Genomic DNA, 14,987 nt, shown 5'->3' with positions numbered 1-14,987 from the left:
GCAGTCTGCCGGCTCGGTCGCCTGCCAGCCCGAGCGGATCAGTTGAAGCCGAGTTTGCCCAGCGCTTTCGGATCCCGCTGCCATTCCTTGAGCACCTTCACTCGCAGTGAGAGGTAGATGCGACGACCGAGCAGCGCTTCGATCTCGTGTCGGGCCCGCTCCCCCACGTCGCGCAGGCGCGAGCCGCGGTGGCCGATGATGATGCCCTTCTGGCTATCGCGCTCGACGTACAGATTCGCGTAGATCTCGAGCAGGCCGTCTTCCCGCTCTTCGCGGTCCTCGACGGTGGCCGCCAGCGAGTGCGGGAGCTCGTCGCGAACCCCTTCGAGCGCCGCCTCGCGGATGAGTTCCGCGATCCGGTCGTCTTCGCCTTCATCGGTCGTCTGCTCGGCCTCGTAGAGCGGAGGCGAGATCGGCATCAATCCGAGCAGCACGTCTGCGAGGACGTCCAGCTGCTCGCGCGTCACCGACGAGATCGGTACGACCGCATCCCACTCGCGCAGCTCTCCGAGTCGCGTCAACTGATCGATGATCTCGCTGCTCGACGCTTCGTCGACCTTCGTCAGCACGGCCACCTTCTTGGCGCGAGGAAAATCGTTCAGCCGCGCATCGATGAAGCGATCTCCCGGCCCCAGTTTCTCATTCGCCGGGACGCAGAACCCGATCACATCGACGTCACCGAGAGTCGCCTCGACCAGAGCGTTGAGACGCTCGCCGAGGAGGGTGCGCGGCCGGTGCAGCCCTGGAGTATCGACGATGATCAGCTGCCCATCCTCGCGGTGGGCGATGCCACGTATGGCGCGACGCGTCGTCTGCGGTTTCGGGCTTGTGATCGCGATCTTCTCACCGACGAGGGCGTTCGTCAGCGTCGACTTGCCGACATTGGGTCTCCCGACGAACGAGACGAACCCCGCGCGGTACCCGCTCTCCTGCGCATCGCCCTGCTCGGTACCGCCGTCGATGTGCTCCTGCTGGCTCATGCGCCGTCCTCTCCTTCGGTTTCCCCGATCCAACGCGCCTCGACCGTGAGCAGTCGCTGCCGACGGCGCTCCGTGTCGATCGCGGTCAATTCAATGCCCGCCACGACGACGGCGTCCCCCGGCTCTGGCAGACGTCCGAGGGTCTTGGCCACAAGACCGCCGACGGTGTCGACGTCCTCGTCTTCCAGTTCCAGGCCGAACAATTCGCCGAGTTCCCCGACCGATAGGCGCGCCCCGACGACGAACGACCCGTCTGCACGCATCGTCATCTCCGGTACATCGCGATCGTGCTCGTCCGAGATGTCGCCGAGCAGCTCCTCGATGAGATCCTCGAGGGTGACGAGACCTGAGATTCCGCCGTACTCGTCCACCACCAGCGCGAGATGATTGGACTCCCGCTGCATCTGACGCAGGAGATCGTCGGCTCGCTGGACCTCCGGCACGAAGATCGCCGGCTTCGCGATCCGCGTGATCGGCGCCTGCTCGGATTCCTCCGGTCGGCGCAGGACGAAGCCGCTCGCGTCGCGCAGATAGGCGATGCCGACGACGTCGTCGACGTCGCCGTCGACCACGGGCACGCGGGAGTGCCGCGAGGCGAGCAACTGCTCCAGCGCTTCGCGGACACTCTGATCAGCGTCGACCGTGATCATGTCGATGCGCGGAACCATGATCTCGCGCACCAGGGTCTCGCCGAATTCGACGAGGGAGTGGATGTAGTCGCGATCGTCGCTCTCGAGCACCGCTTGCTCCGCGGCCTGATCGACCATCGAGAGCAGCTGCTGTTCGTCTCGGATACGGCGGTTCGCACCGCGGCCCGGTGTCACACGATCGCCGAATCGCATGAGCCCCGATGCCAGCGGGCCGAGCAGCAGGCGGAGTCCGCGCAAGAGGGGCGCGGCGAAGCGGATGACGGCATCGGCGTGATGCGAGCCGACCGTGCGCGGGCTCGACCCGACGAGCACGAACGTCACCGCCGTCATCACGAGGGTGGCGATGACGAGTTCGAGCCAGAGCGTTTCGAGCAAGTATGCGAGCACGAGGGTGATGAGCACGGCGGACAGCGTCTCCGCGAAGACGCGGGTGAACCCGAGCGCGTTGGCGTGACGGCCCTCATCCTCGGCAATGGCCCGGATCGCCGCCCCCGAGCGCGGAGACTCGTCGGCCAATGCCATCAGTTCGGCCCGCGAGCGCACACCGAGCGCGGCGTCGGTGGCAGCGAGCAGCCCGCCGACGGAGAGCAGTACGACGGCTGCCGCGAGAAAGAGCAGTGCCAGGGGCAGGCTCATCGAGAGCGCTCGCGCATGGCGAAGGAGAGCAGCAGATCGCGCTGGAGACCGAACATCTCGGCTTCCTCCTCCGGCGTTCCGTGGTCGTACCCGAGCACATGCAGCATGCCGTGCGTGAGCAGCACGGAGATCTCCTGCTGCAGATCATGCCCAGCTGCCTCCGCCTGCACCTCCGCCACCTGCGGGCAGATGACGATGTCGCCGAGGAGGCCGGCCGGCGTCTGCGCATCGACCCGGCCGGGCCGCAGCTCATCCATCGGAAAGCTCAGCACGTCGGTCGGGCCGGGTTCGTCCATCCACTGCACGTGCAACCGCTCGATGGACGCCTCGTCCACGAACATCACGCCCACTTCAGTGTCGGGGTGCACGTAGAGCGACTCCAGCACGAACGCCGCGAGTCGCTGCACGCGGCCGACCTCGACCTCGATACCCGACTCGTTGTTGATCTCGACGCTCACGAGGCGTCTCCCTTCTGCCGCTGCGCGGACTGGTCGAACGCGCTGTAGGCGTCGACGATGCGACTCACCAGGTTGTGCCGGACGATGTCGTCGGAGCCGAGCTCGGCGAAGTGAATGTCTTCCACGTCGCCGAGGATGCGCTTGACGGCGCGCAGACCGCTGGTGGCGATCGGCAGGTCGACTTGCGTGACATCCCCGGTCACGACCATCTTGGAACCGTAGCCCAGTCGCGTCAGAAACATCTTCATCTGCTCGGGCGTGGTGTTCTGCGCCTCGTCGAGCACCACGAACGATTCGTTGAGCGTACGGCCGCGCATGTAGGCGAGGGGCGCGACCTCGATCGTTCCGCTCGCGAGCAGCTTCGGCACGACATCGGCGTCCATCATGGATCCGATCGCGTCGAAGAGCGGCCGAAGGTACGGGTCGATCTTGTCTTCGAGCGTTCCGGGCAGGTATCCGAGTCGCTCGCCGGCCTCGACGGCGGGGCGGGTCAGGATGATCTTGGCCACTTCGCGTCGCTGCAGCGCCTGCACGGCCTTCGCCATCGCCAGGTACGTCTTCCCCGTTCCGGCCGGCCCGACGCCGAACACGATCGTGTGCGAGTCGATCGCGTCGACGTACGCTCGCTGGCCACGGGTCTGCGCCCGAACCGCATGCCCTCGCACGCTGACGATCGGCTCGCCCAGCATCTGCGCCGCCGTCGGCCCCTGTCCGTCATGCACCATTCGTGTCACTTCCTGCACATCGCGTCGCGTGACCGCACCGCTGCGCCTCGCGAGTTCGAGAATCTCTTCGACCACCTCTTCAGCCGAGCGCACCGCGCCGGCCGGGCCGCGCAGGGTCAGCACCTGATCTCGCGCATGGAACGTCACTTCCGGGTGCTGAGCCTCGAGGTCGGCGATCAGCTGATCCCGGTGCCCGAGGAACGAGGCGAGATCGACCCCCGCGAGCATCACCGTCCGCTGGAGCTCGGGATCGCCCGTGCGTGCGCTGTCACTCGCCCCCGTGGCGGACTCGGCATCAATCGGAAGTTCAGGAGGCACCGAGCGATCGCTCCTCGAGGTTGCCTGCCAGCAGGTGGGCGTGCACGTGGAACACCGTCTGGCCGGCGGTCGCCCCGCTGTTGAAGATCAAACGGTACTCGCCGTTGGCGTGCTCCTCCGCCAGACTCCGGGCGACAGCGACCATCTCGGCCAGCGTCTCGGGCTCGGCGGCGGCCAGTTCGGCGACGTTCGCGTACGCCGTCGATTTCGGAATCACGAGGATGTGCACCGGTGCCTGCGGGCTGATATCGGGGAACGCGAGCACCCGATCGGTTTCCGCGAGGATCTCGACGGGGATCTCGCCGGAAACGATCTTCGCGAACACGGTGTCTGCTGCCATGGTTCCAGTGTAGACGCTGGCGGCCGCGGGGTCAGTGCCGCTCGACCTCGGCGTTCCAGAGGTACTCGGTTTGCGGGCGGCCGCGAGCGCCGTACCGGGCGCGCCGCTCGGCTCGGCGGATCTCCGCGAGGTACTCCAGATACCGTCGGCTGACTTCTCGCGAGATCCCGAGTCGCCGTGAGATCTCGTGGGCGGTGCCGGTCCCGCAGGATCGAAGCGCGGAAGAGACCTGTTCCAGGGTGTGCGTCGCGAGCCCTTTCGGCAACGGCGTGGTCTGGGCCGTGCGCAATGAGGCGAACATCCCGTCGACGTCGTGCTGCGTCGCCGTGCGACCCGCGGCCAGAGACCGACGGTGATACTCGCGGAACGCTTCGATCCTGGCTTTGAAGAGCGGATAGGTGTAGGGCTTGATCAGATACTGCACGGCGCCCAGCGCCACCATCTCCCGCACCACATCGACGTCGCGCACCCCGCTGACCGCGATGACGTCCGTGCGCACGCCTCGCGCACGGACGTGGCGGAGTACATCGAGACCGGTGCCATCGGGCATCGTGACATCGAGCAGTGCGAGATCCGCGCGATTTGTCGAACGTGTGAGAGCGACGACGGCAGCGCGCGCACCGGAGCACTGTGCGACGACTTCGAACCCGCCCGCTCGCGCCAGGTGCGCACGATGGAGTTCGAGTGCGAGCGGATCATCGTCGACGGTGACGACGCGAATCGGGTCGCACCCGTCGCGCACGCTGCTCGTCATGGGTGTGCTTCCGGAGGGGAACCCGGGGACGTCGCGAGCGCTGCGGTCGATGCCGCGCGTCGGGGCGAGCGCTCCGTGCGCACTGACGGCAACCGCACGGTGAACGTCGTCGGAGATTCACGGGCGATGATGGTGCCACCGCATTCATGCACGATGCGAGCGACGAGCGCGAGTCCGACGCCCCTCCCCTCCACCTCGCGGTCGGTCGATGACCGCTTCGTCGAGACGCCCCACTCGAACATGCCGCTTCGAGCTTCACCGGAGAAGCCATCACCCGAATCCGAGACGTCGATCACTCCCTCGCCAGGAGCGCCCGCGCGCATCCGCAGCGCGACCTCTCGGGAGCGAATGCTGCTCGTCGCGGCCGCGTCGATCGCATTGTCCAGCAGGTTGCCGATGACGGATACGAGTTCCATCGCCCCGATCGGAAGATCCGGGAGCTCCGGGTCGATATCGACGGCGATGGAGACGCCCCGCTCGGCGGCCTGCGCCGTTTTGCCGACGATCAGTGCGCTGACGGCCGGTTCGAGCGCGTCAGGCGCCGCCACGAGGTCGGCCAGTTCCTGGCTGCGATGCGCCGTCGCCGCGAGCATCTCGACGGCCTCGTCCTTCCGCCCCAGTTCGAGCAGGGCGATCGCGGCGTGCAGGCGGTTCGCGTGCTCGTGGGTCTGCGCCCTGAGCGATTCGCTGAGCGTCCGCAGCGAATCGTGAGAGATGATCGCGTCGCGCACCGCTTCGGCCGACAGGTCGCCGGTGATGCGGCGTGTGATTCTTCCGGCTCCGAATGCTGCGACGCCGCCGGTCACGGCGAAGGCTCCGCTCACGGCAAGGGCGAGGGGAATCTCGCGCGAGATCTCCTGAGCGACCGAGGTCACGGTGATTCCGACCGATACCCATCCGATCGTCGACCCGGATGGCCCAGCGACCGGAGCGATCGTGCGGATCGACGGGCCGAGCGTCCCCGTCCAGCGCTCGGTGAAGCGCTCCGGCCCGTCCGGTATGGTGCCGCGGTACCGTTTCCCGATCTCTTCCGCATCGGGGTGCGTGAACCGTCTTCCCCTGGCATCCATCACCGTGACGTAGCTCACTCCGACGTCCCGTCGGAGCTCCGACATCCGCTGCTGCAGGGCTGTCACTCGTTCTGATTCGATCGGCCCCGCCAGCGCCTCAGCAGTTTCGGGCGCCGCGGCGATTGCGACTGCCAGAGCCTGGGTGGCGCGCTCAGTACGCCGGTACTCGGCCCGCCGGCTATCCCACATGAGGACTGCGGTGACGATGACGCTCACGGTGAGCGCTCCGCCGAGCAGGATGACGAATACGCGCGACGTCGCGCTCGATGGTCGACCGTGACTCATGGGTCACATTGTCGCACGGTTACGTCGAGCCGGGCACGCGCTACCGCTCGATTGCAGGTCCGATAAGCCCGAAACGCCCGGGCACCGCGCGAGCGGCTTAGCGTGATCAGCGCATCGCGGTGCTGCCGGAGGGGCACGCCGGATGCGATCGACATGGACAACGACGTTCTCAGAAGGAGCAGCATGGCCGCGACAGCACTCACCGGATCCCGATCGGCACCGCGCAAACCCCGCCGGAGGGGGTGGGACAAACACACTTGGCTCTACGTCGCCGTGATCGTCGCGGTCGTGCTCGGAGCCGTGATCGGGCTCGTGGCGCCCGATTACGCCGTCGGTCTCGAACCACTCGGCAAGGCATTCGTCGGACTCATCAAGATGATGATCGCGCCGATCATCTTCTGCACCATCGTCATCGGCGTCGGCTCCATCGCCACGGCCGCGACGGTCGGAAAGATCGGCGGGCTCGCCCTCGCGTACTTCATGACCATGTCCACCTTCGCTCTGGCGATCGGCCTGGTCGTCGGCAACCTGCTCCACCCGGGAACAGGCCTCGACATGCAGGGAGCGGAGTACACGGTCACGGGCGAAAGCAGCAGCACACAGGATTTCGTGCTCGGCATCATCCCGACGACGTTCTTCTCCGCGTTCACGGGCGAGAGCGTGCTCCAGGTCCTCTGCATCGCTCTCCTCACGGGCTTCGCGCTCCAGGGCCTCGGCGAACGCGCGACGCCCATCATGGACGCCATCAAGCAACTGCAGACGCTGGTCTTCCGCATTCTCAGCATGATCCTCTGGCTCGCCCCGCTCGGAGCATTCGGGGCCATCGCGGCTGTCGTCGGGAAAACCGGGATCGCAGCGATCTGGAGTCTCGGAGTGCTCATGCTCGGCTTCTACATCACCTGCATCGTCTTCATCGTCGGAGTGCTCGGCACCCTGCTCTATGCGGTCACGCGCGTCAACATCTTCGCAGTCATGAAGTACCTCGGACGCGAGTACCTGCTCATCGTGGGCACGTCGTCATCCGAATCGGCCCTGCCGCGGTTGATCGCGAAAATGGAACACCTCGGAGTCTCGAAACCCGTCGTCGGCATCACGGTGCCCACGGGGTACTCGTTCAACCTCGACGGCACCGCGATCTACCTGACCATGGCCTCGCTCTTCATCGCCGCCGGAATGGGCGACCCCATGAGCCTCAGCGAGCAGATCGGGCTGCTCGTCTTCATGATCATCGCTTCGAAGGGAGCCGCCGGTGTGACGGGCGCGGGACTCGCGACACTCGCGGGCGGACTGCAGGCGTACCGGCCTGAGCTCGTCGACGGGGTCGGCGTGATCGTCGGCATCGACCGCTTCATGTCGGAAGGGCGGGCGCTCACCAACTTCACCGGCAACGCTGTTGCGACGCTGCTCCTCGGATCATGGACGAAGCAGGTCGATATGCAGCGCGTGCATCGAGTGCTCCGCGGGGAGGCGCCATTCGATGAGACGACCCTCACCGGCGACAATCACGGCGCCTCGGCCGGCTCGGATTCCCACGCACGCGTCGAGGCGGATCCTCGCTTCCGGCGGCGCTGATCAGCGGCGGCCCGGCTCACCAGCGCTGGAACGCCGCATTCAGCACCGCGAGCGCAGCGGGACCGGCGGAGGACGTTCGGAGCACCGTGTCGCCGAGGAGCAGGATCGATGCTCCGGCTTCCTCCAACCCGTCGAGCTCGTCGCCGGCGAACCCGCCCTCCGGTCCGACGACGAGCAGCAGCTCATCGGCCGGGTGCGCGGATTCGGCTGCGGACCGCGCCCACGTCGAGACCCGAGAGGTGCCGCGCGGGTGCAGCACGACGACCGTCTCCCGCTCGCGGCTCGCGATCTCGCGCAACCCGTCGAGCGAAACCGGCTCGCGCACTTCGGGAATGCGCGCGCGCATCGATTGCTTCGACGCCTCTCGCGCGACGCGCCTCCACTTCGCGAGCCCCTTCGCGATCTTCTCCTGGGCACTGGAGCCATCCCAGCGGGAGACGGAACGCGCGGCCTGCCACGGCACGATGGCATCGACGCCGAACTCGGTCGCCTGCTCCACGGCTCGCTCGTCTCGGTCGCCCTTCGCGAGCGCCTGCACGAGCACCAGACGCGGACCGGCGGGCGGCGCTGACTGAACGACGCGATCGATGCGCACGGTGAAGCGATCCTTCGCGACCGACTCGACCGCGCCCTCCCCCAGTGCGCCGGCACCGTCGCCGATCGCCGTCCGCTCGCCGACGCGCAGGCGGCTCACGCGAACGGCGTGACGTCCCTCATCACCGCTCACCTCGACGAGCGACCCCGGAACGATGTCGGAAGCGTCGAGGTCTTCGCGGTAGTAGAGGTTGGCCACGCTCAGCCCTGACGGAAGAAGCGGTCGCGAATCTTGCCGAAGAAGCCCTGATGGAATTCGCCGAGGTGCGGAGCATCGTCCTTGCGCAGCGACGCGAGCTGCCGCACCAGATCCTTCTCCCGATTCGAGAGCTTCGTCGGCGTGGCGACCTGCACGGCGATCTTCAGATCACCGCGCGTCGTGCTGCGCAGTCCCTGGATCCCGCGACCGCGAACCGTGAGCATGTCTCCGGATTGCACCCCCGGCTCGACCTCGACCTCGACCTCGCCGTCGAGGCCCGCGAGCTTCGCATCGGCGCCGAGAATCGCATCGGTCATGGAGAGCTGCATCGTGCACAGCAGATCATTGCCGTCACGGCTGAAGATGTCGTGATGCATCACGCGGAACTCGATGAACAGGTCGCCGTTCGGCCCGCCGCCGGGGCCCACCTCGCCGCCGCCGCGCATCTGCAGGCGCGTGCCGGTGTCGATGCCGGAGGGAACCTCGATGGGGAAGGTGCGGCGCTCGCGCACGCGCCCCTTGCCCGCGCACTGCACGCAGGGATGCTCGATGATGGTGCCGTACCCCTGGCAGCTGCCGCACGGGTGCATGGTGACCACATTGCCGAAGAGCGACCGTACCTGGCGCTGCACCTGCCCCTGGCCACCGCAGACGTCGCAGGTGACGGGATGCGTGCCCGGCTGGCAGCAACTGCCCTGGCAGACTTCGCAGAGCACCGCCGTGTTCACGGTGATCTCGCGCTGCGTGCCGAAGATGACGTCTTCGAGCGAGACGTCGACCCGGATCATCGCGTCGTCCCCGCGCTCCGAGCGCGAACGCGGACCGCGCTGACCCGCACCGCCGAATCCGGCGCCGCCGAAGAAGGTCTCGAAGATGTCGCCGAACCCAGCGGCGCCCCCCTGCGAGCCGCCCATGTCGTAGTGCTGTCGCTGCTCGGGGTCGCTCAGCACGTCGTACGCATGCGTCACGCTCTTGAACTGCTCGGCCGCGTCCTCGCTCGGGTTCACATCCGGGTGCAACTGGCGTGCCAGCCGCCGGTAGGCCTTCTTGATCTCTTCGGCGCTCGCTTCGCGGGAGACGCCGAGGGTCTCGTAATGATCGGCCACGCTATATCGCTCCTCAGGTAGGGGGTGTCGTCGGGTGGGCAGGAGGAGCGGCGGCTACCGCTCCTCCCCCAAGAATCGGTTGAGGTAGCGCGCGATCGCGCGCACTGTGGCGATGTTGCCGGCGTAGTCCATACGCAGCGGCCCCAATACGCCGAGTTTCGAGATCGCGATGCCGTCCTCGTACTTCGACGCGATGATCGAGGTCTCTGAGAGCCCGTAGGCCTCGTTCTCACGACCGATCGACGCCGAGACATCGCGGTCGTCGTGCACCAGCTCGCCGAGAAGTCGAAGCAGGGTGACCTGCTCCTCAATGGCTTCGAGCACGACGGGCAGCGATCCGGCGAACTCGCCATCCGGTCGGGAGAGGTTCGCGGCGCCAGCAACGGCGATGCGGTCATTGCGGTTGGCCTGCAATTGCCCCGACACCACCGCGAGCACACGGCGCACGAGATCGGACTCGTCTGGTTGCGACCAGAGCGGCAGATCCTCCACGAGACGCGTCACCGCACCCGCAGCCGTCTCGACGTCGCTGCCCACCGCCGCATCGGCGATGCGCTGCCGGAGGCCGTGCACCCACGCCTCCGTGACGCGCGAGGCCGGAAGGAGGGCCACCTGCTGCTCCACCACTCCGCTGCCGAGAATCAGGACGCTGAGCACCCGATCCTCGCCGATCGCGACGAGGTCGATGTGACGCACGACCGTGCGGCGCAGCGACGGGTACTGCGCGACCGCGACCTGGTTGGTGAGCTGGGAGAGCATGCGCACCGTGCGCGCCATGACGTCGTCGAGGTCCGACGACTCGCCGAGGAAGCGCTCGATCGCGGATCGCTGCGCCGAACTCAACGGACGAATGCGTGCGAGCGTGTCGACGTAGAGCCGGTACCCCTTGTCCGTGGGCACGCGGCCCGAGGACGTGTGCGGCTGCGCAATGAGCTCGTCTTCCTCGAGCAGGGCCATGTCATTGCGAATGGTCGCTGCGGAGACGCCGAAGCTGTGGCGGTCGACGATCGCCTTCGACCCGACGGGCTCGTTCGACGACACGTAATCGCCCACGATCGCGTGCAATACCGCGAGGCTGCGCTCCGAAACCATCGCCCCTCCTGACCCTGGCACTCACTTGTTCCGAGTGCCAAGTCTAGCGCAGGCACGGTGGCATGCGACCGCTACCGCTCCCAGCGAACACGGTCGTGCGAGGGGTCCTCGAGCGGCGCCCCGCAGCCCCGACGGGGATGGGATCAGCCGCCCAGCAGTCGGTGCACGACGGTGTCGGCGAGCAGTCGCCCGCGCAGTGTGGGAACGAGGCGTCCGGCGATCGCGGCCCTCCCGTCGAGGAGCCCGTCCGCGATGAGTTGCGGGATCGAGCGACGTTCGTCGGCGCTCAGCACGTCAGCCGGAAGCCCGTCGACGATCCTGGTCTCGAGCAGGATGCGCTCCTCTCTCCGGGCCTCCTCCGACAGGGTCTCGCGCGAATGCGCGGGCGAGACGCCCTGCGCCATGCGCTGCGCGTATGCGCCCGGATGCTTCACGTTCCACCACCGCACTCCGCCCACGTGGCTGTGGGCTCCGGGGCCGGCCGCCCACCAGTCCTCACCCGTCCAGTACGAGAGATTGTGGCGCGACCGCGTCTCCGGCGAGCGCGACCAGTTGCTGATCTCGTACCAGGAGAAACCCGCCTCGGCGAAGCGGGCGTCGGCGAGCTCGTACATATCGGCGTGCAGGTCCTCGTCGGGGGCGGCGACCTCCCCGCGTCGGATCTGCGCGGCGAGCTTCGTGCCGCGCTCGATGATCAGCGCGTAGGCCGAGATATGGTCGGGTTCGCAGGCGAGCGCTGCGTCGATCGAGCGCTCCCAATCGGCGAGGCTCTCGCCCGGCGTGCCGTAGATGAGATCGACGCTCACCTGGAGCCCGGCATCGCGCGCCCACTGCGTGACCAGCGGCACGCGCTCAGGGGTGTGCGTGCGGTCGAGCGTCGCGAGCACGTGCGGCACGGCGGACTGCATGCCGAAACTCACGCGCGTGAACCCCGCATCGGCCAGTGTTCGCAGGTACTCGGCGTCGACCGAGTCGGGATTCGCCTCCGTCGTCACCTCAGCCCCGTCGGTCAGCCCCCACTCCGCCCGGATGCGCCCGAGCATGCGAGCGAGATCGTCGGCCGGCAGCAGCGTCGGCGTGCCCCCGCCGAAGAACACGGTCGATACCTGCCGTTCCGGAAGCCCGGCGAGTCGCAGCACGCGGCCGCCCAGGGTCAGCTCCTGCTCCACCTGCGCGGCGTAGTCGCCCCGCGAGGTGCCGCCGAGCTCACTGGCCGTGTACGTGTTGAAATCGCAGTATCCGCATCGCACTCGGCAGTACGGCACGTGCACGTACACGCCGAAGTTGCGGGCATGCGCGCCGACCGCGACCTCGGGTGGGAGCGCGCCGTCCTCCGGGGCGGGGTCTCCCTCAGGCAGCGCGCTCGGCACGGCGGTCTCCTGATCCTGCGTTCCACTCGGGGCAGAACTGCCCCCTCATCACGACCGTCTACTGGGTCGGCGCTGGTGTGTCGGGCCGTTCGCGTCGGCGCCCGGCAGATGGCCGGGGGCGTCGTCTTGCTCCGCGATGCCGTCGGACGCCTGCACAGGCTCGGGCTCGGGCACAACCTCAGGCTCGGGCTCGGGCTCGGGCGGAGCCTCGGGCTCGGTCGCCTGTACTGGCTCGGGCGCAGCCTCAGGCTCGGCATCCGGCGCCGCATCGACAGCTGGCTCCGCCGCGGGGGTCTCCGCCTGCACGGCCGGGCCGAGATCCGGAACGGGCTGAGCACCGGGAGCGAGCGCGGCGATCCCGCGCTTGACGGCATCGAGCGCGGCACGGACGTCGGCGCGGCCGCGCAGGCCGAGCAAACCGTTCTTCGGCGCTGCGACGAACCCGCGGGCGACGGCCCACACCGTGTCGTCGGCGCGGAACTCGATCAGGAAGAGCTGCTCGCCGACAGCGCCGGCTTCGTCACCGGTCCCCCACGCGAACCCGACGCGGCGCTCCTCGTCCACGGTGTACACCACGAGCACGTTTCGGGGATCCTGCCCCTCGAAGTGCAGCACTGCGGTGGTCCCCGCGACGATGTACGGTTCGCCGTCTGGGCCGAACTGCTCCTCGACCGCACCAGCGGCCTCCGGCATTCCGTCACCGTTGAAGCTCGGGCCCACGTATTCCGAACCAGCGCCTCGAACGATGTCGGTCACACGCACGCCGGATCCGCGCTGCGCGCCCCAGGTCATCAGCAAGCTGGAAGCGATCAAGAATCGCTCCTGGCCGCTTCCGAGGCGGAGCTCCTCCTCGTACGGGGTCATGCCCTCGGGCGGGTACCGAACGATGTCGGGGTCTTTCGAAGCTCCGACGGCCGCATAAGCGACCGGCATCTCCACGTGGCTGCTGCGGCGGGCCGGCTGATCCTTGCTCATCGCTTGCCCCCTTCCTTCCCCTCCACATCCCCGGAGAGCGCGGCGATGAAGGCCTCCTGCGGCACCTCGACGCGGCCCACCATCTTCATGCGCTTCTTGCCCTCTTTCTGCTTCTCGAGCAGCTTGCGCTTGCGACTGATGTCGCCGCCGTAGCACTTCGCCAGCACGTCCTTGCGGATCGCGCGAATCGTCTCGCGGGCGATCACGCGCGCGCCGATCGCGGCCTGGATCGGCACCTCGAACTGCTGGCGCGGGATGAGCTTGCGCAGGCGTTCGGCCATCATCGTGCCGTACGAGTACGCGTTGTCGCGGTGCACGATCGCGCTGAAGGCGTCGACGGCTTCGCCCTGCAGCAGAATGTCCACCTTCACCAGGTCCGCCTCCTGCTCGCCCATCGGCTCGTAGTCGAGGCTCGCGTAGCCCTGGGTGCGACTCTTCAGGTGGTCGAAGAAGTCGAAGACGATCTCGCCGAGCGGAATGCTGTAGCGCAGCTCGACGCGCTCGCCCAGGTACTCCATTCCCAGCAGATTGCCGCGGCGGCTCTGGCAGAGCTCCATGATCGCGCCGACGTAGTCCTTGGGCGCCAGAATGGCCGTCTTCACGACGGGCTCGCGCACGCTCGAGATCTTGCCATCGGGGTACTCCGACGGATTCGTCACGGTGATCTCGCGCCCGTCGTCGGTCGTGACCTGGTAGATCACGCTCGGAGCCGTCGCGATGAGGTCGAGATCGAACTCCCGCCGCAGGCGCTCGGAGATGATCTCGAGGTGGAGGAGCCCGAGAAATCCGCAGCGGAATCCGAAGCCGAGAGCCACTGAGGTCTCCGGCTCGTACTGCAGCGCAGCGTCTTCGAGCTTCAGCTTGTCGAGCGCCTCGCGCAGCACGGGGTAGTCGCTCCCGTCGAGCGGGTAGAGCCCCGAGAAGACCATCGGCTTCGGGTCGGTGTACCCGGGCAGCGCCTCGGACGCGGGCTTGCGCTTCGCGGTGACCGTGTCCCCCACCTTGGAGAGCCGCACGTCTTTCACACCCGTGATGAGGTAGCCCACCTCGCCGACGGCGAGTCCCTTCGTCGGCGTGGGCTCGGGCGCCGAGACGCCCACTTCGAGGGCTTCGTGCTCCGAGCCGGTCGACATCATCTGCACCTTCTCGCGCGGCGACAGATTGCCATCGATCATGCGCACATAGGTGACGACACCGCGATACGGGTCGTAGACGGAGTCGAAGATCATCGCGCGCGGCGGCCCATCGGCGCTGCCGACCGGAGCCGGGATCCGATGCACCACGCTGTCGAGCAGTTCCTCGACACCGGCGCCGGTCTTCCCCGACACCTTCAGGATGTCTTCGGGACGGCCGCCGATGAGGTCGGCGATCTCACGCGAGACGCGCTCGGGATCGGCCGCAGGCAGGTCGATCTTGTTGAGCACCGGAATGATCTCGAGATCGTTCTCCATCGCGAGGTAGAGATTCGCGAGCGTCTGCGCTTCGATGCCCTGCGCGGCGTCCACGAGCAGGATCGCCCCTTCGCACGCCGCGAGCGAGCGCGAGACCTCGTAGCTGAAGTCGACGTGCCCCGGGGTGTCGATCATGTTGAGCGCGAAGTCGCCCGCATCGGTCGCCCAATGCATGCGCACCGCCTGCGACTTGATGGTGATGCCGCGCTCGCGCTCGATATCCATGCGGTCGAGGTACTGCGCGCGCATCTCGCGATCGGGAACGGTGCCCGTCACCTGAAGCATGCGGTCGGCCAGGGTCGACTTCCCGTGGTCGATGTGCGCGATGATGCAGAAGTTGCGAATCTTCGCGGGGTCGGTCGACGCCGGTACTGGAGGGTTCAGGCTGCGTGGAGACATTGTTCGCAATTAT

Annotated in this window: 14 protein-coding genes; 1 reads left to right on the top strand and 13 read right to left on the bottom strand. The window is 67.6% G+C overall.

Going from position 1 to position 14,987, the window contains the following annotated elements; translation table 11 throughout:
- Positions 1-38: 38 nt before the first annotated feature.
- Genes era through WFH23_RS04060 form a run of 7 tightly spaced genes read right to left on the bottom strand, consistent with a single transcriptional unit; the run spans position 39 to position 6,216 of the window.
- Entirely contained in the window at positions 39-980 is a 942-nt protein-coding gene (era, locus tag WFH23_RS04090) for a GTPase Era (RefSeq protein WP_090148546.1), read from the bottom strand.
- Positions 977-2,266, bottom strand: a complete 1,290-nt coding sequence (locus tag WFH23_RS04085; protein ID WP_336661652.1) for a hemolysin family protein — start codon at positions 2,264-2,266, stop codon at positions 977-979. Before WFH23_RS04085 ends, era begins: the two co-directional genes overlap by 4 nt.
- Positions 2,263-2,724 carry an rRNA maturation RNase YbeY gene (ybeY, locus tag WFH23_RS04080; protein ID WP_090148542.1) on the bottom strand — a complete coding sequence of 154 codons (462 nt, stop codon included), beginning with the start codon at positions 2,722-2,724 and terminating at the stop codon, positions 2,263-2,265. Before ybeY ends, WFH23_RS04085 begins: the two co-directional genes overlap by 4 nt.
- The gene (locus tag WFH23_RS04075) at positions 2,721-3,767 is read right to left on the bottom strand and encodes a PhoH family protein (RefSeq protein ID WP_442918679.1); all 1,047 of its coding nucleotides are present in this window, start codon (positions 3,765-3,767) and stop codon (positions 2,721-2,723) included. Before WFH23_RS04075 ends, ybeY begins: the two co-directional genes overlap by 4 nt.
- Positions 3,757-4,107, bottom strand: coding sequence for an HIT domain-containing protein (locus WFH23_RS04070; protein WP_090148539.1), 351 nt, complete (start codon positions 4,105-4,107; stop codon positions 3,757-3,759). Before WFH23_RS04070 ends, WFH23_RS04075 begins: the two co-directional genes overlap by 11 nt.
- 31 nt (positions 4,108-4,138) lie before the next feature.
- Positions 4,139-4,861: a response regulator gene (locus WFH23_RS04065; protein WP_336661651.1), complete on the bottom strand. Its 723-nt coding sequence runs from the start codon at positions 4,859-4,861 to the stop codon at positions 4,139-4,141.
- Complete coding sequence (locus WFH23_RS04060) at positions 4,858-6,216, bottom strand: ATP-binding protein (protein ID WP_336661650.1); 1,359 nt, start codon at positions 6,214-6,216, stop codon at positions 4,858-4,860. The genes WFH23_RS04065 and WFH23_RS04060 overlap by 4 nt, the downstream gene beginning before the upstream one ends.
- Before the next feature lie 183 nt (positions 6,217-6,399).
- Here WFH23_RS04060 and WFH23_RS04055 point away from each other — a divergent pair, with 183 nt between their 5' ends.
- Entirely contained in the window at positions 6,400-7,788 is a 1,389-nt protein-coding gene (locus WFH23_RS04055; RefSeq protein WP_336661649.1) for a cation:dicarboxylate symporter family transporter, read from the top strand.
- A gap of 16 nt (positions 7,789-7,804) precedes the next feature.
- Here WFH23_RS04055 and WFH23_RS04050 read toward each other — a convergent pair whose 3' ends face one another.
- From WFH23_RS04050 to lepA, 6 genes are all read right to left on the bottom strand, one after another.
- Positions 7,805-8,581, bottom strand: a complete 777-nt coding sequence (locus WFH23_RS04050; protein WP_336661648.1) for a 16S rRNA (uracil(1498)-N(3))-methyltransferase — start codon at positions 8,579-8,581, stop codon at positions 7,805-7,807.
- A gap of 2 nt (positions 8,582-8,583) precedes the next feature.
- Positions 8,584-9,687 (bottom strand): molecular chaperone DnaJ, encoded by a 1,104-nt coding sequence (dnaJ, locus tag WFH23_RS04045; RefSeq protein WP_090148524.1) that lies wholly within the window; start codon positions 9,685-9,687, stop codon positions 8,584-8,586.
- A 54-nt stretch (positions 9,688-9,741) separates the two neighbouring features.
- The gene (gene hrcA / locus WFH23_RS04040; RefSeq protein WP_090148521.1) at positions 9,742-10,779 is read right to left on the bottom strand and encodes a heat-inducible transcriptional repressor HrcA; all 1,038 of its coding nucleotides are present in this window, start codon (positions 10,777-10,779) and stop codon (positions 9,742-9,744) included.
- A gap of 143 nt (positions 10,780-10,922) precedes the next feature.
- On the bottom strand, positions 10,923-12,149 hold the full coding sequence (hemW, locus tag WFH23_RS04035; protein WP_336661647.1) for a radical SAM family heme chaperone HemW: 1,227 nt from the start codon (positions 12,147-12,149) through the stop codon (positions 10,923-10,925).
- 48 nt (positions 12,150-12,197) lie between these two features.
- Positions 12,198-13,124, bottom strand: a complete 927-nt coding sequence (locus WFH23_RS04030) for a DUF1990 family protein (protein ID WP_336661646.1) — start codon at positions 13,122-13,124, stop codon at positions 12,198-12,200.
- Positions 13,121-14,974 (bottom strand): translation elongation factor 4, encoded by a 1,854-nt coding sequence (lepA, locus tag WFH23_RS04025; RefSeq protein ID WP_336661645.1) that lies wholly within the window; start codon positions 14,972-14,974, stop codon positions 13,121-13,123. Before lepA ends, WFH23_RS04030 begins: the two co-directional genes overlap by 4 nt.
- Between the last annotated feature and the right edge of the window lie 13 nt (positions 14,975-14,987).

The organism is Leucobacter sp. USHLN154, assembly GCF_037145595.1.
Lineage (GTDB): Bacteria > Actinomycetota > Actinomycetes > Actinomycetales > Microbacteriaceae > Leucobacter > Leucobacter alluvii.
The sequence above is the reverse complement of the archived record's forward strand: the minus strand, read 5'-3'. Positions and strand labels throughout refer to the sequence as shown.